A 25,475-nucleotide genomic window follows, 5' to 3' on the forward strand; every position below is an offset into this window, starting at 1 on the left:
AGGCACCAAACTGCCGCTGCAAGCAGTCAAAATCGGACTGCGCAGTCGAACCGCCCGCGCAAGGCCGCTCCAATTGGGCAAATTCGGACTACGGCACGGCGAAGCACCGGCAGCTACGTCGGCGGCCGCCGTAGTCCGATTTACGGGTAAAAAAGCCTCGAATGGTCAATAAATGAACGTGACACTTTTTTACCCTTAACTCTGCACGATATTCCATGGATGGAAACGCGAAATAAATGTTTAATTAGAGAAGAGTTACAACACTTCATCACGAGTTTGAAGGGATGGTCCGATAAATGAAAAAACAACGCGTGTTAAGCACAACCTTATCACTTACTTTGATTGCGGCACTTGCAGCTGGCTGCGGAAGCAATGCGGCTACGGATACGAAAGGCGGAGCGGCAGCGAGCGATACGTCCAAGCCTGTAACATTGGAATTGTTCCAATATTCCCCTGAGATGGCCGATGCGATGCATCAGTTGGCTGATCAATATCACAAAGAAAATCCGAACGTTACAATCAACGTGACGATCAACCAAGACAACTATTTCCCGCTGTTGAAAACGAAAATCAATTCGGGCAATACACCGGACATTTTCATGACCGGGGCGTACAACGATAACGCGACGTACCAGGATTATTCATACGATTTGACGAACGAGCCTTTTATGAAAAATATCGTGGATACAGCCAAAACTGGTGTCACACTCGACGGTAAAATTCTCGGATATCCATTTATTTTGCAATCGTACTCATTTATTTATAACAAAAAACTGTTCGCAGATGCGGGCATCACAGAATTGCCGAAGACGTACGCAGAGCTCGATGCAGCAGCGAAAAAACTGCAAGACAAAGGCATCACGCCGTTCGCCAACGCTTATAAAGAGTGGTGGGTGATGGAGCAGACGTTAACACCTGAACTGGCGTCCATGGGCGGCAACTATCAGCAAACATTTGCAGATGTCAACAGCGGCAAGAAGAAGCTTAGCGATCTGCCAGAATTGAGTAACGTGTTCCCATTGTTGGATCTGACGCTGAAATACTCGAATCCGAAACCGCTGGAAACGGACTTCAACTCTTCCGTCGCCCTGTTCGCGCAAGGCAAAGCAGCGATTCTGCACAATGGATCCTGGGCTGAAGATTCCATCCGCAAGATCGATTCCAAAATCGATATCGGCTACTTGCCGCATCCAGTTGGCGACGATGCATCCAAGGCCGGTCTGATGGTCGATTCCAACGTCGTCTACCGTATTAACAAAGATTCCAAGAACTTGAAGGAAGTTCTGAAATTTTTCGAATGGCTGACAACTTCGGATTACGGTAAAAAGTTCGTTCCGGATGTCGTGAAGCAAATCTCCACGATCAAAGATGCGCCATTCCCAGATGCGCAACTGGCCAAAGAAACGAACGAATATTTGAAAAACGGCAAAACGTATCCATGGGTGAAAGGTTACTTCCCAGATGGCTACGAACAGCAAGCCGGTCAAATTCTTCAACAATATGCAGGACAAGTGCAGAACAAAGAGCAAACGATCGAGCAATTGAACAGCACATGGTCGAAGCTCGCTGCCGCGGCCAAATAAGATCTGTCATTTCCGTTCAGCCAGAATGCGTACAAGCTTCTGGCTGAATTCAAATTTACTGGATAAGTGCAGTAGTAGCTATCCAGGCTATGAGGTGTACGTATGAATGTAGTGAAAAACAAGTGGAAGGATAGGGCGGTGTTTGTCTCCTTTGTAGCCCCGGTCATCATTCTCATCTTGATCACGGCAGAAATTCCTTTTCTCATGTCGCTGTATTATTCCTTCACGAAATGGAACGGAATATCCAAAAATATTACGTTTATCGGTTTTAAAAACTTCATCGAGCTGTTTACGCAAGATAAAGGTGCGCTGAAGTCGTTCTTGTTTACGATTCAGTTTAGTATCGTGAATATCATTGGGACAAATGTGCTTGCCCTGATTTTAGCTGTGTTCCTGACCAAAAAGTTCAAATTGAACAACATGCTGCGCGCGGCTTTTTTTGTGCCGTATATTGTTAGTTTGGTTATTATTGGATTCATCTGGAAATTTATTTTTTCCAGCGCTTTCACGTCCATGTTCAATGTGACCCACTGGGACTTCTTTAACTGGAGCTGGCTTGGAACGCCGAATCTCGCCTTTGTATCCGTTATTCTTGTCAGCATTTGGCAGTCTGTAGGCTTCTACATGATGATCTATATTACCGGCTTGCAAGCGATTCCGAACGATCTGAACGAAGCAGCTGGCATTGATGGCGCGAACGCGTTCCAACGCTTTTTCAAAATCACGCTCCCGCTCTTGATCCCATCGTTAACGGTTGCCTTGTTTATGTCGATCTCCAATTCGCTGAAAATTTTCGACATCATCTTTACACTGACATTCGGCGGTCCGGGTAAATCGACGACAAGTACGACGATGGATATTTATAATGAAGCATTCGTCAACAACCGTTTCGGCTATGCGACGGCCAAATCGTTAGTGTTCGTTATCATTATTTTGATCATTACATTTATTCAAGTGAAGTTTTTCAAAAGCAAGGAGGTGGAAGCATGACACTCGCAGACAAGCGCAACAGGTTGATCATCCAGCTGATTCTTCTGCTGTTCGCGCTAGCCTTCTTGTACCCGTTCTTCCTCGTCATCATCAATACGTTCAAAGCATATGCTGAAATTGTGACAGATGTGGTCAGCTTTCCGAAGCAGCTGGTGTTCAGCAATTACACGCAAGTATGGAATTCGATGAATTATCCGAAGCTGTTCGCTAACACTTTCGTGCTGACGCTGGCTAGTGTGGTCGGTATCGTGCTGTTCGGTTCCATGGCAGGGTACAAGCTTAGCCGTACGAAAACGAAAACAAGCGCTTTTCTGTTTTTCCTCGCGATTGCGCCGATGATGCTGCCATTTCAATCGTTCATGGTGACATTGACGAAGCTGGCGAAAGATTTGCATCTGATCAATCATTTGTCAGGGTTGACGATGATTTATTGGGGCTTGGGCTGTCCGATGGCCGTGTTCTTGATTCACGGCTTCGTCAAATCGATTCCGATGGAGCTTGAGGAATGTGCTTACCTGGATGGATGCTCGCCATACAGGCTGTTTTTCAGCATTATTTTGCCGGTGATGATGCCGGTTATTAGTACGGTCATTATTTTGAACGTCATGTGGATTTGGAACGACTTCCTCCTGCCGCTCATCATGCTGAATGGACAAGAAGCGACACTGCAGCTGGCGGCGTATAAGTTTTTTGGTCAATACAAGAGTGAATGGAATCTCGCGCTGACGGCTGTCGTGCTGGTGACATTGCCGCCGATCATGTTCTTCCTGTTTATGCAGCGTTACATTATTGAAGGTATGGTTTCCGGTGCGGTAAAAGGCTAACCCACATCGGACATGATTCGCGGACTTATAGATAGAAAGGATGTTTCCTAATGAAATTTAGCGATGGACAATGGTTAACCCGCAAAGGGTTTCACATGATTAGCCCGGTAGAAGTGCATGACGTGGAGGCCGGGGCCGATTCTGTCACGGTATTTGCACCGCCGAAACCAATCACGAGCCGGATGGGCGAGTTGGATACACCGCTGATTGAGGTGAAATTCTCTTCACCCATGCCGGATGTGATCAAGGTACAAATGTTTCACCATAAAGGCCAAGTGCGCAAAGGGCCACACTTCCAGCTTCAAACGTCGCAAGATCATACGGTCCAAGTTCGCGCTGATGAGCAAGCGGTGGGGCTAACCAGCTGTGATTTGAGTGTCAGCGTGTTGAAAGATCAGCCATGGAACGTTCGCTTCGAATATAAAGGACGTTTGCTGACGTCAAGCGGCTTCAAAAGCATGGGATACATCGTTGCGCAAGATAATCAAACCTATATGCGAGAACAATTGAACCTCTCCGTCGGGGAATACGTTTACGGGCTTGGTGAGCGCTTCGCGCCACTTGTGAAAAACGGTCAGAGCATTGACATCTGGAACCGCGACGGCGGCACGAATTCCGAGCAAGCCTATAAAAATATCCCTTTTTATTTGACAAATAGAGGGTATGGCGTGTTCGTGAATCATCCGGAGCTCGTATCGTTCGAAGTGGGTTCGGAGAAAGTATCCAAGGTACAGTTTAGCGTGAAAGGCGAGTACCTGGAGTACTATATCATCGGTGGTGAATCGCGCAAGCAGGTGCTCGACAATTATACGACGCTAACCGGCAAACCGGCGCTCCCGCCGGATTGGACGTTCGGTTTGTGGCTGACGACTTCGTTCACCACGAATTACGATGAGGCGACCGTGACTGGATTTATTAATGGTATGGCAGAGCGGGATTTGCCGCTGCACGTCTTCCATTTTGACTGCTTCTGGATGAAAGAGTTCGAGTGGACGAATTTTGAATGGGACAAGCGGGTATTCCCGGAACCAGAGCAAATGCTGCAGCGGCTCAAAGACCGCGGGCTGAAGATTTGTGTCTGGATCAATCCGTACATTGCTCAGCGTTCCAGACTGTTCGATGAAGGGATGGAGAACGGCTATCTGCTGAAAAGAGCGGACGGCAGCGTCTGGCAGTGGGATCTGTGGCAGCCAGGCATGGGCATTGTCGATTTCACGAATCCGGCCGCTTGCGAGTGGTTCGCGAGCCATTTGAGAAGGCTTGTCGACATGGGCGTGGACAGCTTTAAAACGGACTTCGGCGAGCGCATCCCGACCGATGTTGTCTACTTTGACGGCTCGGACCCGGAAAAGATGCACAACTATTATACACAGTTGTATAATAAAACCGTGTTTGATGTGCTGGAACAAAAACTGGGCAAAGGCGAAGCCGCAGTATTCGCACGTTCGGCAACGGTCGGCGGCCAGCAGTTCCCGGTTCATTGGAGCGGCGACTGTACGGCGACGTATGAATCGATGGCGGAGAGCTTGCGTGGCGGTCTCTCGCTCGGCATGTCAGGCTTCGGCTTCTGGAGCCACGATATCGGCGGCTTCGAGAGCAACTCGACAGCCGATCTGTACAAGCGCTGGCTCGGTTTCGGCTTGCTGTCCAGCCACAGCCGACTGCACGGCAACCAATCCTATCGGGTACCTTGGTTATATGATGAAGAAGCCGTGGATGTGCTGAGATTTTTTACGAAGCTGAAATGCTCCTTGATGCCTTACTTATATGCGCAAGCATCGGATGCATCCCAACACGGTGTGCCGTTAATGCGAGCGATGATGCTCGAATTTGCTGATGATCCGAACACCGATTACCTGGACCGTCAGTACATGCTTGGCGATTCGCTGCTCGTCGCGCCGATTTTCAACGATCAGAGCGAGGCTGCGTACTATTTGCCAAAAGGCGCTTGGACGAACGTCCTGACTGGCGAAGTCGTGGAAGGCGGCGTCTGGCGACGCGAGCAGCATTCCTACCTGAGCATTCCGCTTATGGCGCGTCCGAATTCCATCGTGGCCTTCGGACACAACAATAATCGTCCGGATTACGATTATGCAGACGGTGCCGAGTTCCACCTGTTCCAGCTTGAGGAAGGGCGGACAACCACGACCAAAATCGTGAACCGTCAAGGTGAGCCGGTTGCCCGAATGACGGTGACCCGTAATGACGGCCAACTGATCGCCAGCTTCATTTCGAATGAGAACAAGCCTTGGAGCTTGCTCCTGCGCGGAATCGAGCGTGTGGCCGCAGTTTCCGGCGGTACGCCAGAGTCTAGCGCTCAAGGTGTTCATATTCGACCTGATACAGGCGCGGCAACGCTAGAAATTCGTTTATAACGAGCAAATCGTGAACAATTCCCCCTTGCTTCTGTAGGATAGGAGCCGAGGGGGAATTATATCATTTTATAGAGGTATTCCCATTTGGAGGAGTTATGCGCGCGAAATGGCTGGAAAGGGCATCGCGAATCATCACGGGACGGCTGCGTAATAAGCTGATTTTTACATTTTCCATGATCGTCGTGTTGATTGTGATCCTGCTGACTTATTTATCGTACCGGCAAACGGTGCAGATGAATCAGCAAAACTATATTGTGAACAATCAGAAGCTGATGAAGCTGGTCAATCAAAATTTGGATCGATATGTCGGGCAGATCGATGATTTGACGCTGTCGCCGCGCAACGATACGAAATTTATGGATTCCTTATTATCAGGCGATTACTTGGATCAGGTATATATTCAAAATCAGATTAAAAATATGTTTTATTCGCGTGACGATATCGAAAAAATATCCGTGTATACACCGATCACCAAGCAAGGCTACACGATTTCTCGGAAAACGGTCAGCTTAACGCAGCGTCCGGATAATGTGACGGAGCAAACTTCCTGGTATCAAGAGGCGGTGAAGGGACCGACATTCAGCAGCATCGAGTCGGCTATGTACGGTGTGGATTCGGCGTCGGAATGGATGACGTTCCACCGGGTATTGATCAATATTACGAATAAAGCGCCCTTGGCGGCGATATCGATTACATTGAATTATCATGAATTCAATAAAATTTTGCTCGATGCGGCGGATAAGCCGGATGCCTTTATCGGTATTTTTGACGAGCGCAATCAGTTGATGTACAAGCAGGGCAGAGATGACGCCTTCGGGCATTACGATTTCTTGCCGCTCGTGAAAGACAACGGTGGCGAAGCGGAATATGCAGCATGGAGCGCCGGAAAAACCGACTATGTACTGCTCGGTCATGTTTCACAGCGCTACCATTGGAAGCTGGTCAAGTTGATCCCTGTGCAAGTGCTCAACCAGGCCGCATCGCACATACGGACGTTGAACTTACTTGTCGGCGGCGGATTACTGTTGTTTTTTATCATCATCATCATCATCCTGTCGAATGCGATCACGAGCAGACTCAAAACGTTTTCGCGGCGGATCGAACAGTTTGGGGAAGGGCATTTTGAATTGGATTACAGAATGCAGGGGACGGACGAAATTGCCCAGCTGTCCAAAAAGTTCAATCAAATGGTAGTCAATATCAATGAGCTGATCGCGGAACGCTATGAAATTAAAATTAATGAACGGAATGCCCGCTTGCGAGCACTGGAGGCACAAATCAACCCGCATTTTCTGTACAATTCCCTGCAGGCGATATCGACGGAGGCGATCATACACGAGATGGATTCGATCCATCTGATGGTTGACGCGCTTGCTTCCTCGCTTAGGTACTGCATCAAAGACAGCGAAACGGTTCCGCTATCCGATGAGCTGGCGCATATCGACAATTACTTGATTTTACAGCATGCGCGGTTCGGTTCAAGATTACATGTGGACATGCACATAGCCGATGAGACCCGCTCCTGCATGATTCCCAAAATGTCCGTGCAAATTTTGCTGGAAAATGCCATTGAGCACGCGCTGGAGCAGATGACGGAGGCGATTCATATCCATATCTCTGCCGCAATGATGCTCGAACAGTTAGCGCTTACGGTCACGGATAATGGACCGGGATTTACTCCTGAACGGCTGGCTTACGTCCAGAGTAGTTTTAATGACAATTATTTGGATTACAAGGAAGAGATTGGATTGAAAAATTTATTTTCCCGCATCAAACTGTTATTCGGTGAAGCTGCCGGCCTTACCATTGAGAGTGAAAATGGCAACGGGACCGTTATTCGTATAGACCTGCCTGTAAGGAGGGAACGAGGACATGTTTAAAGTGCTGATCATCGACGATGAAGACCCGGCCAGACGGGCGATCCGCGCGTTGGGGGCGTGGGACCAGTGGGGCTTTACCACGATTATCGAAGCCTGGAACGGGCAAATGGGCTTGGATCTGCTGGCCGAGCATCGGCCGGAGCTGGTGTTTGTTGATATGCGCATGCCGCTGCTCAGCGGCGTCGAATTTCTGGAAAAGGCACGGGAGCTTGTGCCGGAAGCGAAGTACATCGTGATCAGCGGCTACAATGATTTTCAATATACGCACAGCGCGATTCAGGCTGGGGCTTTGGATTACCTACTCAAGCCGATCAAGAAGCAGGAATTGAATACAGCGCTGCAAAAAGTGGCGGACAAGCTGGCGCATGAACGGGAACATTTTAACCGGATGCGGGAGGAAATGATTTTTCAAAATATTTCTTCGCCGCTGTTGAAGGAAAAAATTTTCACCTCAATCATTGAGCAAAATGGACGCTTCCACCAAATGAAAGAGCTCGCGAGCCTGATTGAGCCTGCAGCCGGGGGGAACTTCTATTACGCCATCGTCATGATGGTGCTGAACATGTCCGATATTTGCGGTACGAAGTTTGCCGGAGATTTGCCGGCCTGTTACTTTGCGCTGTCCAACGCGATCAATGAGCTGCTGGAGCCGCTGGGCAAGGCGTTCAGTTTCAAGAGCGGTCGGGATGACCAGGAGATGGTCATCGTCTTGACGGCGAACCAGCCTTTGGCCGTTCAGACAGCCCGAAACGAGCTGCAGCTCGTGATCCGGCGATTGCGGGAAACGTTCGGTGTCGAAGCGATGGCAGCGATGGGCAGCGAACCGATCACGCTTTCCGGGCTGGACGCCGCCTACCAAAGTGCCAAAACGCTCATGCTGCAAGCGGATCTGCTACGGCACGAGGATGTCCAGGTCAAGGCATCGCCATCGGACACCCATGCGGAACGTCCGTCGGTGTGGAAGCATAAAGATTTGCTTATCCATGCTTTAGAGACGGGCAGCGCCATCTATGCCGAAAATGTCATCTATGAAATGTTCTCCGCACTGAAGTCGTCCGGCAGCTTTACGATTGACGACCTGCTCAAGACTGAATCCGAGCTGCGGCTGATCGGGGAACAGATCGTGTCGCATCCGGGCCGGTTTTTTGATTTTGGCGAACATGGAGATAAATTCGACCGATTATTTGCCTATCCGGTGATGAGTTTCGATGTGTTTGTGAAGCTAACCACGACCTGGCTCATGGAACTGTTCCAGGCAGAGTGGGCTCATCGCAAGCCGAAGGACAAAGTGAACATCGAGCAGATTAAATCGTATATCGATACGAACTATTACGAGGATTTGTCCATCGCTTTTTTCACGGAGAAATATTACTTGAGCAAAGAGCACCTCACCCGTCTGTTCAAGCAAAAGTATGGCTACGGGCTCTATGAGTATATTCTCAAAGTGAGGATGGAGCGGGCCAAGGAGCTGCTGGCGGACTCGCAGTTGAAAATTCAACTCGTGTGCGAAAAAGTAGGCTACAATGACAGCAACTATTTCAGCAAAGCGTTCAAGAAATATGTCGGGGTTTCTCCGCAGGACTATCGGAGTCGGGTGTGATGGTGCTGGAGCAAATCGATTCTAAGGCATGAAGAAATTCACCTCACCTAAGTGATAATAATTATCATTATTGGTTAGAATATGACTAGAGGCGCACATAACAAAAAGAGGCCCCTGGAGGACCTCTCAACTTGCGACTTCCATGCACCTAGCTTGCGGAGCAAATGAATTGCGCTTACACTTTCGATTCAAACGTTTTACAGTCGGTTTCTTCCGAATTGCGGGCATTGCTGCCGTGGTGGCTCACGACATAAATGGAGCTCGCATTGCATTTATTGCCATTCGCCCAATATTTGCAGGAATTCACTTCGCAAAGCACATCTTTAGCCATGTCTCATTCACCTCCTTTACCTTTTAGGGTTGGCGAATGGGACATTGTTTTATACATCGGCAGGACAAGAAATGTTAGCTGCCATGCATCCCGCATTCCGCCACACTCCGCACCATCTGCGCTGCTCTCTTCATATACTGAAAGTATAAGATTCTGTCCGGGGAGTGAGCGGGTATGGCGGATGATGAACTGCAGACCTGTGTCAGGTGCAGTTATGTGGCGGACAAGGAGGATAAGTATTGTATCCGGTGCGGCGCACCGCTGAAAAACAGGTGCACGAAGAAAAAAACACCGCTGCATAAAGGCTGTTCCAAAGTTAACAAGCCTGATGCCAAATTTTGCGCGGATTGCGGCACGGAAACACTGTTTAATGAATGGGGACTGCTCTAAACGAGAGAGCAGCCCCCTTTGTGCTGTTTATTTATTTTGTAAAATCATTTTCCATAAGTCCGGTTGGTCGTAGCCCAGGCGCCATGCGGCGACACCTGCCAGATCGTACTTTTTGGCAATGTCCAGACGCGCCTTCACGGTCGCTTCATTTTCCAGCCAGAATACATATGTAAAGCCGTTCTCCTGATACTCCACACGGTATTGGCCGAATGTCGCATCCCATGTCTGTGTCGTCTTCTTGGAAGCGATCAGCGCTGGAATATCTTTGAGCAGCACCGTCCGGTTGCCCTGGAGCGCTCCGCTCGCGTCAAGCTTCCATTCTCTGACATAGTAAGGGATGCCGAGAATGATTTTGTCCCGCGGAATTCCATAGGAGAGGAACTCCTGTACACCGCCGTCCGTCCAAGGCAGACCAGACACGGAGCCCGGCGATGTGCTTCCTTTATAGTACTGATCGTAGGCCATGATGCAGATGTAGTCGACCAGCGCGCCGAGCTTCTCGTGATCAAAGGCAGACAGATGGTTCCATTTCACGCTGCCGCGCGGCAGATCGATGGAGATCTTCAAGTTCTTGTCATGTGCGGCTGCCGTTAGCTTCGTGATAAAAGCTGTAAACGCATTGCGGTCCGAACCGGCCAAGCTCTCGAAATCGATGTTCAGCCCAGGGACCCCTAGCTCGACGGCCCGGCTGACGAGCTTCTGGATGAACGCATCCTGAGCAGCGGCATTCGCCAGGAATTTCGTTGTGAGGCCGGCGTCAAACTGGTTGCTGACGAGCGGATACACCGTGTATCCCTGCTTCACCAACCAATTCACCGTATCCGCGTTCGAGCTGTCTTTCAAATTCCCGTCGCCGTCCGCCAGCTGAAAGTAGCTAGGGGAATCGACGTCCAAACCGATCGTTCCGCTAACTTGCGATTTAATCGAGTCGGCTGCGGCCAAACCGTTCCAGCCCCAAACTTGCAGCGTTTTGAAATTGTCCCACAGCAGGCGATGATCCAGCGTTTGGATGGAAGCGTTGCTGTATTGCAAACCGTAGTTCAAAGCATCGGGAATCGTGGAAAACTCACCGATCAAGGCATCCTTTTGATATACTTGGTAGGAAGAGAAGTTGTTCCAGATTTTATGACCATCGAGAATGATGGAGCTGTGCCCCCAAAGTTTGGCGTAAGCCATGGCATCGTCAAGCGAGACAAAGTCCTGCAGGAACGTGTCGTTCTGGAAAACTTTGTAACTTTTCACATTGCTGTACACCGTCATCTTCGTCGACATGTTCACCACGGTGGAGCCGTTCCATTTGAGCGCTTCATTCACCGCATCTTCTAAGTAAGCAAACTCCCAGTTATTCGCGGAGAACGAACCTTGATACACTTTGTAAAGAGCTGTGCCTTGGCGGAGTGCCGCTTTATCGCCATCGGCGATGTTATCCCATGTCCACTGATTAGTGTCCAAATTGATAATATGGGCGCCGCCCCATTTCTTGGCTTCCGCGATCGCCTCGCTTAGCGTAGCGAACTTCCAGGCATCCAGTGTGATATCGCCTTGATACACTTGATAGTGCGGGTAATTGTTCCACACCCAGCCTGTGGAGGCCAGATCACGCACGCTGGCGTGCCCCCATTTTTGCGCTTCGGCAATCGCCGCGTCTAAAGTCGCGAACTGCCATGCCGGCAGCGTCGCATCCAGTTGATACACTTGATAGCGGGGGAAATTGTTCCACAGCCACTTGCGCGTGCCGATTTCCTCCACATGGCTGTTGGAATAGCTTTTGGCATACGATTCTGCTTCTTTGTACGAAGCGAATTCCATCAAAACTTGATTGTATTGATAGACCCGAAATTTTGTTGTTTTGTCGCTGCTCGTGCTGGCAGAGCTTGATGTAACGGCCGCTTGCGCCGTATACGGCATCGCGATCGACAGCAGCAATGTGCTCGTCAGCACCCATTTTCCAATCTTCATCCATCACGCCTCTTTCTAGTAATCTACTATAATTGGACGCATGAACTCGTAGATTGGTTGCGTGGGAAATGCTAGAAACGAAGCGATGTTGGACGATTATTCACATTTCGGTTAACATGGATGTGATGGAACGTACACGGAGATTACAGTAAGTGAGGGATCGATATGAAGCAGTACCCTGAGGCGTATTTGGACTATTTGATATTTTTCCATGCGGAGCGGGATTATTTTGAATGTCATGAAGTGATGGAGGCGTTCTGGAAAGAGCATCCCGGCGACGAAAGAAGCCAAACCTATGTCGCGTTGATTCAGATCGCAGTCGGTTTGTACCACGAGCGGAGAGGCAATCAGGCAGGCGCCGTGAAAATGATTCAAAGCGCAGCGCGCAATATGGATGCTCAGCATATCGGATCACTAGGGTTGGATGCAGTGCAGCTTCAGGTCTTGTTGGCTGAACGCGTGTCCCTTATCCAGGACAGCCAACCCGCTTACATGGAGATGAACCTGCCGATCGCGGATGCCGATCTATTGGCATGGTGCAATCAGGAAAGCGCTGCCCGTGGCTTGACTTGGCAGGCAGCGAGCCGGATGGACGACGAGGCGCTGATTCACAAGCACACGCTGCGCGACCGCACGGAAGTCATCCAGGAACGGGAACGGCAGCAGCAGATTCGCAAGGAGAAAGGTGGCGCACAATGAGCTCCGAAGGCAAAGTGCTAGTGGTCGATGATGAACCTAATATTGCTGAAGTCGTCCGTCTGTATTTGGAGCATTCGGATTATGAGCCGATCTTGCTGCCCCGTGGCCAGGATGTGCTCCGCATGGTCCAGAGCGAACGGCCGGATCTTGTGCTTCTTGACATTATGCTGCCGGATATTACCGGGTATGAGCTGTGCGAAAGCATTCGCCGCATGGAGCCGCCGTTGAACCAGACGCCGATCATTTTTTTGACAGCCAAAGGGGAGTCGATTGATAAATTGCGCGGCTTCAATATGGGCGTTGACGATTACCTGGTCAAACCGTTCGATCCGAATGAATTGGTAGCCAGGGTCAAAGCGGTACTGCGCAGGACGGCACAAGGACGACTCGACAGCGGCGCCATTGCACAGCTTCCAGTTGGGAAAATTCTGGAAATCGGCAATTTGGTGGTGGACATGGACCAGTACCGTGTGACCGTGGATGACCGACGGATTGAATTGACGCCGAAGGAGATCGAGCTGCTGCACTTTCTCTGCACACATCCAGGCCGTGTATTCACTCGTGAAGATTTGCTCGGCTATGTGTGGAATTTCGATTTCACCGGCGGGACGCGTACTGTGGACGCACATGTGAAAAATTTGCGCAAAAAGCTTGGGCAGCATAAGCAGTGGACGATCCAGACGCTATGGGGAATCGGTTACTCCTTTGAGGTGAATTAAGGTGCTGAAAGCGTGGTTTATTAGCAAGTTCCGCAGTTTATACTTGAAACTATTTTTATCATTTCTGGCGACTTGTGTACTTTTTTTCGCCGGGCTCTTTTTATTTTGGAACTACTATTTCACGGATTTGTTTTATAAGGACAAAAAAGAGCTATTGGATAAACGGTATGTTGAAGTCACTCGCTTGCTCAGCTCGGTGCAGGACGGTTCCATCACGACCCGCGAGCTGAAGTATACGATCCGCATTCTCGGACGCAGCTTCAATGGGCAAGTTTGGCTCGTTGACGATAAAGGCAGCATCCTGAACGGCTCTTCCGATAATGAAGGCAAATTGCTCCCTAAGGCGATGGACCCTGTGTTCATCGATGGGCTGCATGGGCGCTCCGGTTATGCCTTGGTGAAAATGAATACGTCGGACGAGCACGTTCTCAACGTATACACGTACCATGCGCCGTATCAATTCAACAACCAGCCGATTGTCGTGATCCTGCACTTTCCGGCCGATGATATCAGTGAAGCGATCTCAGCGGTTCGCGTCAACATCCTCCTGCCGCTCTTGTTCTCGCTGCTTGCCGTAGGCGTCATCTTGTACGTCTTGTCGCGCAAACTGGCGGGACCGCTGCAGCAGATGAACCGGGCGGCGCTGGAACTCGCCGGCGGCGACTTTACGACGCGCGTCCCCATAACTTCGCACGACGAGGTAGGGCAGCTGGCAGCCAGCTTCAATTTCATGGTTGAGCAGCTGGAAGGATGGGAAGACACTCGCCAGGAATTTTTGACCAATGTGTCGCATGAACTGCGCTCTCCGTTAACGACGTTGCGAGGATTTATTGTGGCGATGAATGACAAGATCATTCCACCTGAGAAATATTCGCACTATTTAAGCATTTGCGATCAGGAAGTTCAGCGTTTGCAAAGGTTAGTGACAGATTTGCTCGATCTGGCTACGATTCAGAACGGGATCGATGTGTTCCGGATGCGGCCGGTCGCGGTTGACGAGAAGCTGGAGCAGGTGCTCGAGGTGCTCAAAGCGCCGATTGCCCAGAAAGGGCTGAATCTGAGAGTGATCATGCCTTCGCCGGAGAGCAGGCCGGTGCAGTGTTATCTCGATCCCGACCGTTTTGCCCAAATCGTCCAAAACTTAGTGTATAACGCCCTGAAGTTTACACCGGAAGGCGGCACGATTACGGTTGCGATCCAAGCGTCCGCTGAGGACGTCTCGCTCTACATTCGCGATACGGGTAGCGGCATGACGGACAACGAATTGGAGCGGATCTGGGATCGCTTTTATAAAGCCGATGAAGCGAGGACCTATCAGAGCGGCGTTTCCATGGGAACGGGACTGGGGCTGACGATCGTCAAGCATTTGGTGAGCGGTATGAAAGGCACAATCGGCGTGCAGAGCCGGGTAGGCGAAGGGACGGAGTTTTGTGTCGTTTTTCAGCGGATGCATGTTCCTCTTCACAATTCGTTCACAATTTAGTCAAACATTATTCATCATTATCCCTTATCCTGTTGCTGTTGGACAGGATTTTTTTTATGCCTTGGAGGTGCATGAAGGTGGGACGAACACGAACGATGGTGTGGGGCATATGCTTGGCTGCTGTATTGTTAAGCGGTTGCAGTGCTGCAGCATCCAACAAGAATGCCTCTGAGGAACCGGCGGTCATTATCGAAACGAAGGAGCCTGAGGCACAAGCCGTCAAACCTGCCGGTGATTTGCAGAACGGTCAAGAGCGACAGCTAGTCATGATTTTCATCGGGTTGCTTCGCATGGATCGGCAATCCGGTCTTACGATTACGGGGTCGCAGGCGGAAGCGATGCTGCCACTGATCCGCAAGAGCAAAGCGGAGGGCAGTCTCAACGAAGCGGAGCTCGGGCAAGTGATGAAGGTGCTGACGGATGCCCAGCGATCGTTCCTGAATGAGCAGACCAAGCAGATGAAGAATCGTTCCCAGCAAGGCAGCGGCCGCTCCAATAGCGGGCTGTCGCCGGAAGAGGTTGAGAAGCGGATTGAAGCGTTCCGTAAAAGAAGAAGCGAGCATGCGGAGGAGAATGGCAGCTCCGGTAAGGTGTCCGGCGGCAATGCCGGCGAAAGCGGTAAAAGTACGGGAAAAAGCGTTGAGCAGCAGTTGATCGAACTGCTGGAAGCGAAGCTGACCCCGGCTGCCAGCTCAACGAGCCGGTAAGCGCCGTCCAGCACATCCATGCAACATGCTTAGTTCTTCACGGGTGAAGGAGCGCTAGTGATCTACATAGTTTGAGGAGGAAAGGCTTAGATGAAATGGTATCGCAGCAAGTGGTTCATCGCCGTCATTGCAGTCTCGGTCTGTGCAGGCGGCACATATGTCTATTTGACCAAAGGTAAAAAAACGGGCGCAACCGAAGCCAAAGAAGTGACCGTCGATGCGAAAAAAGGTAATATCCGCTTCTCGGTTTCCGGTACGGCGCAATTTGAGCCAAAGGATACGCAGACTTTATCTGCGCCGGTGGATGCCGATATTAAATCGATCCAATTGAAGCGCAACCAGCCTGTCAAAGCCGGTGACCTGTTAATTGAGCTGACCAGCACGGAGCTTGAGAGCAATTATCAAGACGCGGAGCAAACCTATGAGCAGCAGCAAAAAGATCTGAACGACTTGCTGCAGCAGCAGAGTAATATGCAGCTTCGAGCGCCGATTTCCGGTAAAATTACATATGCGACGAATGTTGAATTAGGCGCGTCCGTGTCTAAAACAACGAAATTCGCCACGATTTCCGATACGAATACCCTGCTTGTCACGCTCCCTTTTTATGTGGAAGACGCGGCACAGCTGCATAAAGGCGATCCCGTCGACATTACCATTGACGGGTTTATGATTACGAAGACAGGCACGGTGCAAAGCATTGGCAAAGATCCGCGGTCAGATGGCAAAGGCGGCAAGCTGCTGGATATCGATGTAGCGCTGCCGAACGACAGTTCAATGGACCCTGGGGCGAATGCCTTGGGTACGGTGACCATTGGCGGCCGCACGGTCGATTCGCAGAGCAAAGCCGCCTTGCAGGTGCAGACTGTTTCAACGGTATTGGCTGGCGTAACCGGCAACGTGGAGACGCTGCCATTCAAAACAGGCAATGTCGTACATAAAGGCGACGTCATCGGCACGTTCATCAATGATACGTTCGCTGATGATATTCAAAGCAAACAATCGGCCTTGGGCAGGCAAAAGATGAAGGTGGATGCGGCGCAGGAGAAGTTAAATGCGCTGAAGATCACAGCGCCGTTTGACGGTGTTTTTTCCACCGATTTTGTTAATAAGAAAAACGATATTTTGGCCGGCTTCACCGTGGGCAGCAAAGTGACAAGCGGCACCCAATTCGGAGCCGTGACGAGCTTGGCGCAGATGCAGCTGCCGATTCAGGTCGACGAGCTGGATTTGCCGAATATTAAGACAGGGATGAAGGCGGAGATCAAGGTCGATTCGCTGCCTGGCCGCATTTTCCCGGCGGAAGTGACGCAGGTGTCTACGGTCGGGACAACGACCAACGGCGTTACGTTCTACGACGTGGTACTAGCTACCGAGAACAAGGACAATGCACTGAAATACGGGATGACGGCGACAGGAGAAATCTTGATTCAGGATAAAAAAGATGTCATTTACTTGCCGCCTGAAGCGCTGCAGTCGTCCCGGGGCAAACGCTTCGTCACGCTGAAGAAGCCCGACGGCACGACGGAAGCTGAGCATGAGATCAAGATTGGCATTCGCTCCAAAACCCAAATTGAAGTAACAGACGGCTTGAAAGAAGGCGACAAAGTTGTCCTGCCAGGCGTGAAGCGTCAGCAGAACCTAAGCCAGGATGAAGTCAACCGCTTGCGGCAGCAATTCCAGCAAAACGGCGGAGCTGGCGGCCCTGGCGGAGGCGGATTCGGTGGTGGTGCCGGAGGTGCGGGTGCAGGCGGCAATGGCGGTAACCGTGGCGGAGGCAGTGGCGCTGGCGGCGGCCGGTGACGTTGACGTTGTTGGGAAAGGAGGGTTTGCGGCATGAATATCATTGAGCTTCAAGATATAAGGAAAGTTTATAAACGCGGTGAGGAAGAGCTTCATATTTTGAAAAGCATTTCGTTAAACGTCAGCGAGGGTGATTTTGTTGCTATTATCGGTCCCAGCGGCTCGGGCAAATCGACGCTGATGAATACGATCGGCCTGCTGGATGTGCCGACGTCCGGCAGCTATAAGCTGGATGGCGTCGCTACCGAACAGCTGAGCGATAATGCGCTGGCCGAGCTCAGGAACCAGAAGATCGGCTTTATTTTTCAGCAGTTCAATTTGCTGCCCCGCCTCACAGCGATGGAGAACGTCGAATTGCCGATGATCTACTCCGGCATTCCGAAGAAGGAGCGGCGCGAGCGCGCCCAGGCGATGCTGACGATGCTGGGCATGGGCCAGCGCGGTCACCATAAGCCGAGCGAGCTTTCGGGCGGCCAGCAGCAGCGAGTCGCGATTGCGCGGGCGCTCGCGATCTCACCGTCGTTGATTCTGGCCGACGAGCCGACAGGCGCGCTGGATTCACGCACCGGCGAGGAAGTGTTGGAGCTGATTCTGCAGCTGAATCAGCAAGGCAATACGATCGTGCTTATTACGCACGATCACCACATCGCCGACAACGCGAAGCGTGTTGTCGCTCTGCGCGACGGCAGCATCATCGACGATTACCGCAACGATGGCGCCGCACGCCCACAGCAGCAAGAGGTGAGCGTATGAGGCTGAGTGAGCTGATCCGCATGTCCATGCGCACGGTGTTGTCCAGCCCGCTGCGCACCTTTTTGACGATGCTGGGTGTCATTATCGGGGTAAGCTCGGTTGTGACGCTAGTGTCCATCGGACAAGGGACATCGGAGGCTATCGCCAAGCAGTATGAGAACATGGGGACGAATTTGCTGGTGGTCACAGCGAACGGAAACGGTCGTGCCACGCAGCTGGATTATAATGATTTAATGAATTTCGAAAATTTTCCCGAATTCAAAGCGATTGCGCCGACCATGACCAAGAGCGGGTCGAACATCAAATATGATCGCACACAGGAGAAGTACACGGTACTCGGGACGAATGACCGTTACCTGGGCATCGTGAAATCAGATATCGATAAAGGGCGGAACCTTGCGCCGGCAGATATGGAGTTCCGCTCCAATGTTGCCATTTTGGGCAGCGAGGTGGCCAAAACGTTCTTCGGCACGTTGGACCCGGTCGGTGAAGATATCAATATCGATGGCGTCGTATTTACGGTCGTCGGCACGCTGCAGACGAAGGGCTCGAATATTAGCGGATCCTCCATCGATAGCACGATTATCGTACCATTGGAGTCAGCGCGCCGACAATTCAAGCTCGGTCAAATCCGCACGACCTATGTGGAAGCGCCGACCAAGGACGATATCTATAAGGCGCAGGAGACGATGAAGCAGTATTTGACCTACAAATTTAAAAGTGACACCGGCTTCGTGCTGACCAATCAGGATGAGCTGCTGAAGGCACGGACCGAAGCGACCAATACGCTTACGAATCAACTAGTGGCAGTCGCCTTGATTTCTTTGCTCGTCGGCGGCATCGGCATCATGAACATTATGCTCGTAACCGTCAGTGAACGGACCCGGGAGATCGGAATCCGCAAATCGATCGGCGCGAAGCGGAGAAATATTTTGCTGCAATTTCTAGTGGAAGCTGTCGTCATTAGCGGTTTGGGCGGGCTAATCGGCCTGTTGATCGGGATCGGCCTCTCGTATGCCTTGCCTTATTTCAGCCCTAAGCAAACGACGAAGCTTTCCCTGGACATCAGCTTGTACGCCTTTTTATTCTCTGTTCTTGTGGGTGTCATATTTGGCCTATATCCAGCGAATAAAGCGTCCAAACTGCGTCCGATTGACGCGCTGCGCTTTGATTGAACATTTATAGGAGGTACTTTCGATGAAGCAACAACGCACGATGAAAAGATTGCTCACCCGCGCTGGGATGCTGGTGACGGCGGCCGGCTTGCTGACGCTGCCGTTGGCAACCACGGCCTTGGCCGGAAAAGAAGGCGTGTTCCTCAGCGATTCGGTGTACTTCTCTTTGGATAAAGTGACGTTATCAGCCGGCGCTGATGACAGCTCGCTGCGATTTTCGCTGGATTTGAACAATAGCAGCACGGATACGGTTGATTTTAACCAGTACGGTGTTAAAGTGATCGATAGCCAGGGCGTTTCCTATACGGCCAAGCTGACAGAAAAAACGGTTGCCCGAGTCAAGCCGAACGAGACGGGATCCTTTAAATTTTCGTCCAAAATTCCGACAAATCTGGACCCGAGCCAATTAAAGGTCGATATTTTTAAATGGGATTACAATACCATGCAAGATATCGGCGCGCTCTCTGTTGAGAAAGCTGTCGGGGATGGGCAAGCCGTTCTCCAACAGGCTGTATTGAATTTGCAAGAGCTGGATACCACGCTCCCTGACGATGCGCTAGTGACGGCGGCACTTGGCAACAGCTATAAAGTGTACAAAGATGGCGTGTGGATCATTTATACGGATCTAGTCCTGGAAAATTTAGGTAGTACGACTTTGAAGCTGCCGGATGGGTTGGAATACAACTTGCAGGACAATAAAGGGCTGACTTACGGCGCGCAATTTGCCGATGGCACAGGCGTGTCTCTGCTGCCGCAGCAGCCGGTTAAAGTCACCATGCAGGCCGCCGTGCCGGCCACGCTGGACATGAGCCGCCTGACGCTGCTGTTCTCGCCGAAAGGCCAAGTGAAGACAACGGTGCTGGGCTCTTTGAACCTGACGAGCTCCTTTGTGAGCGGCAAAATCGGCGACAGCGTGAACTATCCGAAGACGGACGCGGACGGGCTGGCGATTGCTACTTCGTGGGCAGCGGCATCGAAGCAGTCGGACGGCTTGCATTTGCAAGCCAATGTGACACTGACGAACAAAAGCGACGAGATCGTGACGCTTCCCGATCTGTCCGCCTCGTTCCAGGCGCTGCGCGGCGGCGTCGCCGTCACATCGAGCGATAACGCGGTGCGCACGGCGTATTTGTCGCCGAACGAGTCGACAACGTTCCGCTTCTCTGGCGTGCTGCCGGCAGGGCTGAACACGGACGCGCTGCAGCTCGTCGTGTTGGAGAAGCCTGCTTCAGGCACTACGCAGCAGGGGACAGGCCAGACGAGCAGCGATAGCGGGTCCGGTGGGGCCGCTGCGTCTTCGAACAAAGCAGCGCTGCCGGTGATGGTCACGGCGCTGGCCGGAGCGGGCAGCGGCGGCGAGGTATCATCGTACACCGCTGCGCAGGCGTATACGATCGGCGAGCCGTTCCCGCTCTCGGGAACCGACCGGATCGATTCGAACCTCGATCTCTCCCTTGTGGAGCTGGGGATGAGCGAGAATTCCGATTTTGGCTACAAGACGGTTGTGGCCAAATACAAGCTGACGAATAAAGGCACGTCAACGGTGACGCTGCCGGACTTCCAGACCGACTTGACCAGCCCTGGCGGTTATACGTACTCAGGCGCCCGCCAATCGTCCGTCGCCAAAGATATCGCTCCGAATACGAGCTATGTGCTGAGCTACTCCTACATGCTCCCGGATACGGAGAAAGGCGACCAGCTTGCGCTGAACCTGTACGATGCTAACCGTTTGGCGATGGGCTCTTATAAAACCGCCGTGCAGCCGATTCCGGCTGAAGGCGAGATGAGCTTGTATCCGTTCCTGATTACGTTAAATGACGCATCATTTAGCGCCACGTATAACCGCGATCAATCGTACGCCTACCGCATGCGGATGGATTTGGATTTGAAGCGGCAGGAGCAAGTGATTACGGATGCCAATTTCTCCCAGCTCCTATTTGAAGTTGTCGACTCGAAGGGACGTCTGCTGAGCTCTAAGGCATTCGCTTTCACCGGACTGGATAAAATTATGTCCGGCATCCAGTTTGTCGACTTCGGCAATATCAAATCCGAGCAGCTTAACGACGATGTCAGCATTAATATGTACGAAGTCGTGGCAACGCCGAATGGCGACGCGAAGCGCTTGCTGCGGACGATTGAGCCGTAAAAAAGAGGCTGCCCTCTGTCCATAATGGACGAAGGGCAGCCTTTTCTGGAAAACCCTCGACCGGGTCACGGGTCGCTATACAGCACGTTGCGCCAAGTGGTTGCGAGGCTATAAACGCGTCAGATTAGGTGATGTGCAGCGTAGATTGGGCGGAACCGACGCAGTCCAACACTTATCCGGCTCTATATCAGGATAAAAGCAAAGGAGCTAAGCGCCAGCAGGCACTTAGCTCCTTATTATTTATTTCACCGCATACCCATCGTCAATCAAGTCCAAGCGACCCGTCTCCGGATCGATAATGAGTCCGTGTACCGGCAAGTTCTTTGGCAGCAAAGGGTGGTTGCGAATTACGTTCACGCTGTGCTCGATGCCTTCGCGCACATGGTTGAAGCCGGTGAGCCAGCTCGACAAGTTGATGCCGGCGTGATCTAACGTTTCGATAACGTCATTCGATACGCCACGTGCTTTGGCCTTTGAAAGTACGTTATCGGAGTTGAGGCCGGTCATCCCGCAATCGTAGTGGCCGACGACGAACACTTCGTCCGCGCCCAGCTCATAGACAGCCACGATAATGCTTCGCATCACACTGCCGAAGGGGTGCGAGACAATCGCTCCCGCGTCTTTGATCACTTTGGCATCGCCGTTGCTTAAATGCATCGCTTTCGGCAGCAGCTCCGTGAGTCGCGTATCCATGCAAGTGAGAACAACCATCCGTTTATCCGGAAATTTGGTTGTCAAAAATTCTTTGTATTGTTGTGCTTCTACAAATTGCTGATTATGATCCAGTATTTCAGTGAGTAAAGTCATGGTATTCCCTCCAAACCGATTTGTATAGTTGGTGTAAGTATGCGCATTGCTCATCTTCGTTATCTTTTGTCTACCAAAGCCATATGCGCATTGTAAATCTGACTATTACTCTTAAGTATATAAGATTTGGAGGAATCCTGATAGTCTAACTTCATCTGATCTTCGAAGAAAATCTCATCCTTCGCTTTATAGATCAGCTTCAGAGGCTCAGACTCCGCCTGGATTTCACCTCCAGCGGCTTCACCCACCAGCCATAGCGTCGGCACACCGTTCACGGAGCAGCCGCAGCCTTCGGTGTCGAACACGAGCTTAATCAGCGTATTTCCATCCTCAAGGAATGGTTGTAATTTAGCTATAGCAGCATCTGTACATGTAATTTTCATAAAAAAGACTCCTTTGCTATTCAGAGAAAAATAAATTCCTATTCATTATAGTATCATACCTGCGCATAAATTTGATTCTGTGCAATGGACGAAGTATGATGAATTCAGAAACTTTTGGAAGGAGACTGAGCATGAGCGTAAGCGTTCAAGAGAATCAAGCGAAGCTGGAAGCATTTAAAGCCTATGTGCGCAAAATGAAGCAGTACGAAGAGGCGATTTCCTTAATTTATTGGGATATGCGCACCGGCGCTCCCAAGAAAGGGATTGAAACCCGCTCGGAAGTCGTTGGCGAACTTTCGACCGAAGTGTTCCGCATGGCTACATCGGAAGAAATGGGCAACTATTTGCAAGTCCTCCATCAGCCGGAACAATTGGAGCAGATGGATGAGATTTCCCGTAAAATGGTGCTCGAATGCAAGAAGGAATATGATCGCAGTAAAAAAATTCCGGCTGACAAGTATCAAGCCTATGTCGTGTTGACGTCGCAGTCGGAATCCGCTTGGGAAGATGCAAAGCATACGTCGAATTGGACGATGTTCCAGCCGTATTTGGAGAAAATTGTGGCTGCCAACAAGGAATTCATTGAGCTTTGGGGCTATGAAGGCAATAAATATAACACCTTGCTCGATATGTATGAGCCTGGAATGACTGTGGAGAAGCTGGATGAAGTATTTGGCGCGCTGCGCGACAAAGTCGTTCCGCTGCTGCAGAAGATTCAAGCTTCGCCGAACCAGCCGAACCGTGATTTCTTGGATCAGCAGTACGAGATCAGCAAGCAAAAGCAATTCTCGTTATCCATCTTAAAACAGATGAAATATGATTTTGACGCCGGCCGCTTGGATGAAACCGTCCATCCGTTCGCAACCGCATTGAACCCGGGTGATGTGCGCATTACAACCCGTTACTTGCCTAACGATATCACATCTGCGCTGTTCGGAACGATCCATGAAGGCGGTCATGCGCTGTATGAACAGAACATTTCCAAAGATTTGGTCGGAACGAATTTGTGCACAGGCACGTCCATGGGCATTCATGAGTCGCAATCCCGCTTCTGGGAGAATGTGATTGGACGCAGCAAGCAATTCTGGAACCGCTATTATGGGGAGCTGCAACAGACATTCAGCGGGCAGATCGATGACATCGACGTTGACACGTTCTACAAAGCGATCAACCACATCGAGCCTTCACTCATTCGCATCGAAGCAGACGAGTTGACGTACAATTTCCATATTATGATTCGCTATGAATTGGAAAAAGCGTTGATTAACGGCACGCTTGAGGTAGCTGATCTTCCGGAAGCGTGGAACGCCAAATATGAAGAATATTTGGGCATTCGTCCTAGCAATGACGGCGAAGGCGTCCTTCAGGACGTACATTGGGCCGGCGGCTCGTTCGGCTATTTCCCATCGTATTCGCTCGGTAATATGTATGCGGCGCAGTTTACGAATACGCTGCGCCAAGAGCTGCCGCAATTTGAAAGCCTCATTGAATCTGGCAACCTGGAGCCGATCAAAGAATGGCTGACCGAGAAGATTTATCAATATGGCAAGCTGCAAACGCCTAATGAAATCGTGAAGCGGGTAACCGGCGAAGAGCTGAATCCGGACTACTTGGTTCAATATTTGGAAGATAAGTACAAAGCGGTATACGGTATCTAAAGCAAGCGATAAACATCACGTGACCAATGGCGTGTCCTTTGGTTAGACGTGATGTTTTTTTGTGCAGCGGAAAGCACTCGAATCCGTTTCCACGCATTAACAGTCATTTGGGCTCCTGCATAGGATACTGTACTTACATCTATAGGAGGTACGCCAAATGAGTATCCGCAAAATGGGAGCCTGCGGGCTATCCGTCGTATTACTGTTCAGCATCCTGCTGTCTGCTTGCGGCACGACAAAGCAAGAAGCAACGAAAGTCCGCATCGGCGAAGTGACGCGTTCTTTATTTTACGCGCCAGAATATGTGGCGCTTTCACAAGGTTTTTTCAAGGATGAGGGGCTCGACGTCGAGCTGACGACAACGCCTGGCGGCGATAAAACGATGACAGCGTTGCTGTCGAACGGGATTGATGTCGCGTTAGTCGGTTCAGAAACGTCGATCTACGTATCGCAACAAGGCTCGGACGATCCAGTCATCAACTTTGCGCAGCTTACGCAAACGGACGGCACTTTCCTGGTCGCGCGCAAGAAAGTCGATAATTTCGATTGGAATTCACTCAAAGGATCCGTATTCCTCGGCCAGCGCAAAGGCGGCATGCCGCAAATGGCCGGCGAATTCACGCTGAAGAAGCACAACATCAATCCGCAAAAAGATTTGCAATTAATTCAAAACGTGGACTTTGCCAACATTGTGTCCGCCTATTCTTCAGGCACTGGCGAGTATGTGCAGCTGTTTGAACCGCAAGCCTCCATTGTGGAAAAAGAAGGAAAAGGCTATGTTCTGGCTTCCTTTGGAGTCGAGAGCGGGCATTTGCCATACACCGTTTTCATGACCAAGAAGAGCTATATGGATAAAAATCCAGGTACGGTGCAAAAGTTCACCAATGCCATCCAACGCGCGCAAAATTGGGTGCAGGCAAAAAGTGTGGATGAAATCGCCAATGCCGTGCTCCCTTACTTTAGCGATACGGACATTGAAATCGTCAAAAGCGTAATTAAGCGCTATAAAGATCAAGGCTCCTTTGCGACAGATCCGATCGTGGATGAACAAGAATGGAACAACTTGCTGGATGTCATGACGACTGCCGGTGAATTGAAGGAAAAAGTCGAGTGGAAGAAACTGGTGGATAACTCGTTCGCGGAAAAAGCAAAGAGCAATGTGAAGCCGTAAGCTGGTGTTCCGGCAATGTGGATCAGGAAGGGAGTGAGCGCC

Annotated in this window: 21 protein-coding genes; 17 read left to right on the forward strand and 4 right to left on the reverse strand. The window is 50.8% G+C overall.

Annotation, left to right across the window (positions count from 1 at the left end; all coding sequences use genetic code 11):
- Positions 1-296: 296 nt before the first annotated feature.
- The 6 genes from O9139_RS05630 to O9139_RS05655 all read left to right on the forward strand — a co-directional run bounded on the left by O9139_RS05630 (position 297) and on the right by O9139_RS05655 (position 9,252).
- Positions 297-1,583, forward strand: a complete 1,287-nt coding sequence (locus O9139_RS05630; protein ID WP_270878479.1) for an ABC transporter substrate-binding protein — start codon at positions 297-299, stop codon at positions 1,581-1,583.
- A gap of 102 nt (positions 1,584-1,685) precedes the next feature.
- On the forward strand, positions 1,686-2,573 hold the full coding sequence (locus tag O9139_RS05635) for a carbohydrate ABC transporter permease (protein WP_270878480.1): 888 nt from the start codon (positions 1,686-1,688) through the stop codon (positions 2,571-2,573).
- A complete protein-coding gene (locus tag O9139_RS05640; RefSeq protein ID WP_270878481.1) occupies positions 2,570-3,397 on the forward strand; it encodes a carbohydrate ABC transporter permease in 828 nt (275 codons plus the stop codon). Before O9139_RS05635 ends, O9139_RS05640 begins: the two co-directional genes overlap by 4 nt.
- A gap of 50 nt (positions 3,398-3,447) precedes the next feature.
- On the forward strand, positions 3,448-5,772 hold the full coding sequence (gene yicI, locus O9139_RS05645) for an alpha-xylosidase (protein ID WP_270878482.1): 2,325 nt from the start codon (positions 3,448-3,450) through the stop codon (positions 5,770-5,772).
- A 95-nt stretch (positions 5,773-5,867) separates the two neighbouring features.
- The gene (locus tag O9139_RS05650; protein WP_270878483.1) at positions 5,868-7,652 is read left to right on the forward strand and encodes a cache domain-containing sensor histidine kinase; all 1,785 of its coding nucleotides are present in this window, start codon (positions 5,868-5,870) and stop codon (positions 7,650-7,652) included.
- Entirely contained in the window at positions 7,645-9,252 is a 1,608-nt protein-coding gene (locus O9139_RS05655; RefSeq protein WP_270878484.1) for a response regulator transcription factor, read from the forward strand. The genes O9139_RS05650 and O9139_RS05655 overlap by 8 nt, the downstream gene beginning before the upstream one ends.
- Before the next feature lie 175 nt (positions 9,253-9,427).
- Here O9139_RS05655 and O9139_RS05660 read toward each other — a convergent pair whose 3' ends face one another.
- Positions 9,428-9,583, reverse strand: a complete 156-nt coding sequence (locus O9139_RS05660) for a DUF1540 domain-containing protein (RefSeq protein ID WP_270878485.1) — start codon at positions 9,581-9,583, stop codon at positions 9,428-9,430.
- A 174-nt stretch (positions 9,584-9,757) separates the two neighbouring features.
- On the opposite strand from O9139_RS05660, the gene O9139_RS05665 reads away from it, so the two are divergent.
- Entirely contained in the window at positions 9,758-9,973 is a 216-nt protein-coding gene (locus O9139_RS05665; protein ID WP_270878486.1) for a zinc ribbon domain-containing protein, read from the forward strand.
- A gap of 27 nt (positions 9,974-10,000) precedes the next feature.
- On the opposite strand, the gene O9139_RS05670 is transcribed toward O9139_RS05665, so the two are convergent.
- Positions 10,001-11,932 (reverse strand): glycosyl hydrolase family 18 protein, encoded by a 1,932-nt coding sequence (locus tag O9139_RS05670; protein WP_270878487.1) that lies wholly within the window; start codon positions 11,930-11,932, stop codon positions 10,001-10,003.
- Positions 11,933-12,097: 165 nt separating this feature from the next.
- Between O9139_RS05670 and O9139_RS05675 the strand changes: the two genes are divergently transcribed.
- The 8 genes from O9139_RS05675 (at position 12,098) to O9139_RS05710 (ending at position 21,414) form a co-directional block, all read left to right on the forward strand.
- The gene (locus O9139_RS05675) at positions 12,098-12,631 is read left to right on the forward strand and encodes a DUF309 domain-containing protein (RefSeq protein ID WP_270878488.1); all 534 of its coding nucleotides are present in this window, start codon (positions 12,098-12,100) and stop codon (positions 12,629-12,631) included.
- On the forward strand, positions 12,628-13,350 hold the full coding sequence (locus O9139_RS05680; protein WP_270878489.1) for a response regulator transcription factor: 723 nt from the start codon (positions 12,628-12,630) through the stop codon (positions 13,348-13,350). Before O9139_RS05675 ends, O9139_RS05680 begins: the two co-directional genes overlap by 4 nt.
- A gap of 1 nt (position 13,351) precedes the next feature.
- Entirely contained in the window at positions 13,352-14,833 is a 1,482-nt protein-coding gene (locus O9139_RS05685; protein ID WP_270878490.1) for a sensor histidine kinase, read from the forward strand.
- A gap of 77 nt (positions 14,834-14,910) precedes the next feature.
- Positions 14,911-15,540, forward strand: a complete 630-nt coding sequence (locus O9139_RS05690) for a hypothetical protein (protein WP_270878491.1) — start codon at positions 14,911-14,913, stop codon at positions 15,538-15,540.
- Between the two features lie 90 nt (positions 15,541-15,630).
- Positions 15,631-17,340, forward strand: a complete 1,710-nt coding sequence (locus O9139_RS05695) for an efflux RND transporter periplasmic adaptor subunit (RefSeq protein WP_270878492.1) — start codon at positions 15,631-15,633, stop codon at positions 17,338-17,340.
- 33 nt (positions 17,341-17,373) lie between these two features.
- Positions 17,374-18,093: an ABC transporter ATP-binding protein gene (locus tag O9139_RS05700; protein ID WP_270878493.1), complete on the forward strand. Its 720-nt coding sequence runs from the start codon at positions 17,374-17,376 to the stop codon at positions 18,091-18,093.
- A complete protein-coding gene (locus O9139_RS05705) occupies positions 18,090-19,268 on the forward strand; it encodes an ABC transporter permease (RefSeq protein ID WP_270878494.1) in 1,179 nt (392 codons plus the stop codon). The genes O9139_RS05700 and O9139_RS05705 overlap by 4 nt, the downstream gene beginning before the upstream one ends.
- A 22-nt stretch (positions 19,269-19,290) precedes the next feature.
- The gene (locus tag O9139_RS05710; protein WP_270878495.1) at positions 19,291-21,414 is read left to right on the forward strand and encodes a COG1470 family protein; all 2,124 of its coding nucleotides are present in this window, start codon (positions 19,291-19,293) and stop codon (positions 21,412-21,414) included.
- A gap of 240 nt (positions 21,415-21,654) precedes the next feature.
- Here the strand turns inward: O9139_RS05710 and O9139_RS05715 are convergent, their stop codons facing one another.
- Both O9139_RS05715 and O9139_RS05720 read right to left on the reverse strand, forming a co-directional pair.
- Positions 21,655-22,221 (reverse strand): beta-class carbonic anhydrase, encoded by a 567-nt coding sequence (locus tag O9139_RS05715; protein ID WP_270878496.1) that lies wholly within the window; start codon positions 22,219-22,221, stop codon positions 21,655-21,657.
- A 59-nt stretch (positions 22,222-22,280) separates the two neighbouring features.
- Positions 22,281-22,604, reverse strand: a complete 324-nt coding sequence (locus O9139_RS05720) for an iron-sulfur cluster biosynthesis family protein (RefSeq protein WP_270878497.1) — start codon at positions 22,602-22,604, stop codon at positions 22,281-22,283.
- Between the two features lie 131 nt (positions 22,605-22,735).
- Here O9139_RS05720 and O9139_RS05725 point away from each other — a divergent pair, with 131 nt between their 5' ends.
- Positions 22,736-24,262, forward strand: a complete 1,527-nt coding sequence (locus O9139_RS05725; protein ID WP_270878498.1) for a carboxypeptidase M32 — start codon at positions 22,736-22,738, stop codon at positions 24,260-24,262.
- A 157-nt stretch (positions 24,263-24,419) separates the two neighbouring features.
- A complete protein-coding gene (locus O9139_RS05730; RefSeq protein ID WP_270878499.1) occupies positions 24,420-25,433 on the forward strand; it encodes an ABC transporter substrate-binding protein in 1,014 nt (337 codons plus the stop codon).
- The last annotated feature ends 42 nt before the right edge of the window (positions 25,434-25,475 follow it).

The organism is Paenibacillus aestuarii (genome assembly GCF_027789125.1).
In the GTDB taxonomy this organism is placed as follows: Bacteria; Bacillota; Bacilli; order Paenibacillales; family NBRC-103111; genus Paenibacillus_E; species Paenibacillus_E aestuarii.

Coding starts and splice junctions, on each gene's coding strand:
- O9139_RS05630 (WP_270878479.1), top strand. CDS start 297: ATGAAAAAACAACGCGTGTTAAGCACAACCTTATCACTTACTTTGATT.
- O9139_RS05635 (WP_270878480.1), top strand. CDS start 1,686: ATGAATGTAGTGAAAAACAAGTGGAAGGATAGGGCGGTGTTTGTCTCC.
- O9139_RS05640 (WP_270878481.1), top strand. CDS start 2,570: ATGACACTCGCAGACAAGCGCAACAGGTTGATCATCCAGCTGATTCTT.
- yicI (WP_270878482.1), top strand. CDS start 3,448: ATGAAATTTAGCGATGGACAATGGTTAACCCGCAAAGGGTTTCACATG.
- O9139_RS05650 (WP_270878483.1), top strand. CDS start 5,868: ATGCGCGCGAAATGGCTGGAAAGGGCATCGCGAATCATCACGGGACGG.
- O9139_RS05655 (WP_270878484.1), top strand. CDS start 7,645: ATGTTTAAAGTGCTGATCATCGACGATGAAGACCCGGCCAGACGGGCG.
- O9139_RS05660 (WP_270878485.1), bottom strand. CDS start 9,583: ATGGCTAAAGATGTGCTTTGCGAAGTGAATTCCTGCAAATATTGGGCG.
- O9139_RS05665 (WP_270878486.1), top strand. CDS start 9,758: ATGGCGGATGATGAACTGCAGACCTGTGTCAGGTGCAGTTATGTGGCG.
- O9139_RS05670 (WP_270878487.1), bottom strand. CDS start 11,932: ATGAAGATTGGAAAATGGGTGCTGACGAGCACATTGCTGCTGTCGATC.
- O9139_RS05675 (WP_270878488.1), top strand. CDS start 12,098: ATGAAGCAGTACCCTGAGGCGTATTTGGACTATTTGATATTTTTCCAT.
- O9139_RS05680 (WP_270878489.1), top strand. CDS start 12,628: ATGAGCTCCGAAGGCAAAGTGCTAGTGGTCGATGATGAACCTAATATT.
- O9139_RS05695 (WP_270878492.1), top strand. CDS start 15,631: ATGAAATGGTATCGCAGCAAGTGGTTCATCGCCGTCATTGCAGTCTCG.
- O9139_RS05700 (WP_270878493.1), top strand. CDS start 17,374: ATGAATATCATTGAGCTTCAAGATATAAGGAAAGTTTATAAACGCGGT.
- O9139_RS05705 (WP_270878494.1), top strand. CDS start 18,090: ATGAGGCTGAGTGAGCTGATCCGCATGTCCATGCGCACGGTGTTGTCC.
- O9139_RS05710 (WP_270878495.1), top strand. CDS start 19,291: ATGAAGCAACAACGCACGATGAAAAGATTGCTCACCCGCGCTGGGATG.
- O9139_RS05715 (WP_270878496.1), bottom strand. CDS start 22,221: ATGACTTTACTCACTGAAATACTGGATCATAATCAGCAATTTGTAGAA.
- O9139_RS05720 (WP_270878497.1), bottom strand. CDS start 22,604: ATGAAAATTACATGTACAGATGCTGCTATAGCTAAATTACAACCATTC.
- O9139_RS05725 (WP_270878498.1), top strand. CDS start 22,736: ATGAGCGTAAGCGTTCAAGAGAATCAAGCGAAGCTGGAAGCATTTAAA.
- O9139_RS05730 (WP_270878499.1), top strand. CDS start 24,420: ATGAGTATCCGCAAAATGGGAGCCTGCGGGCTATCCGTCGTATTACTG.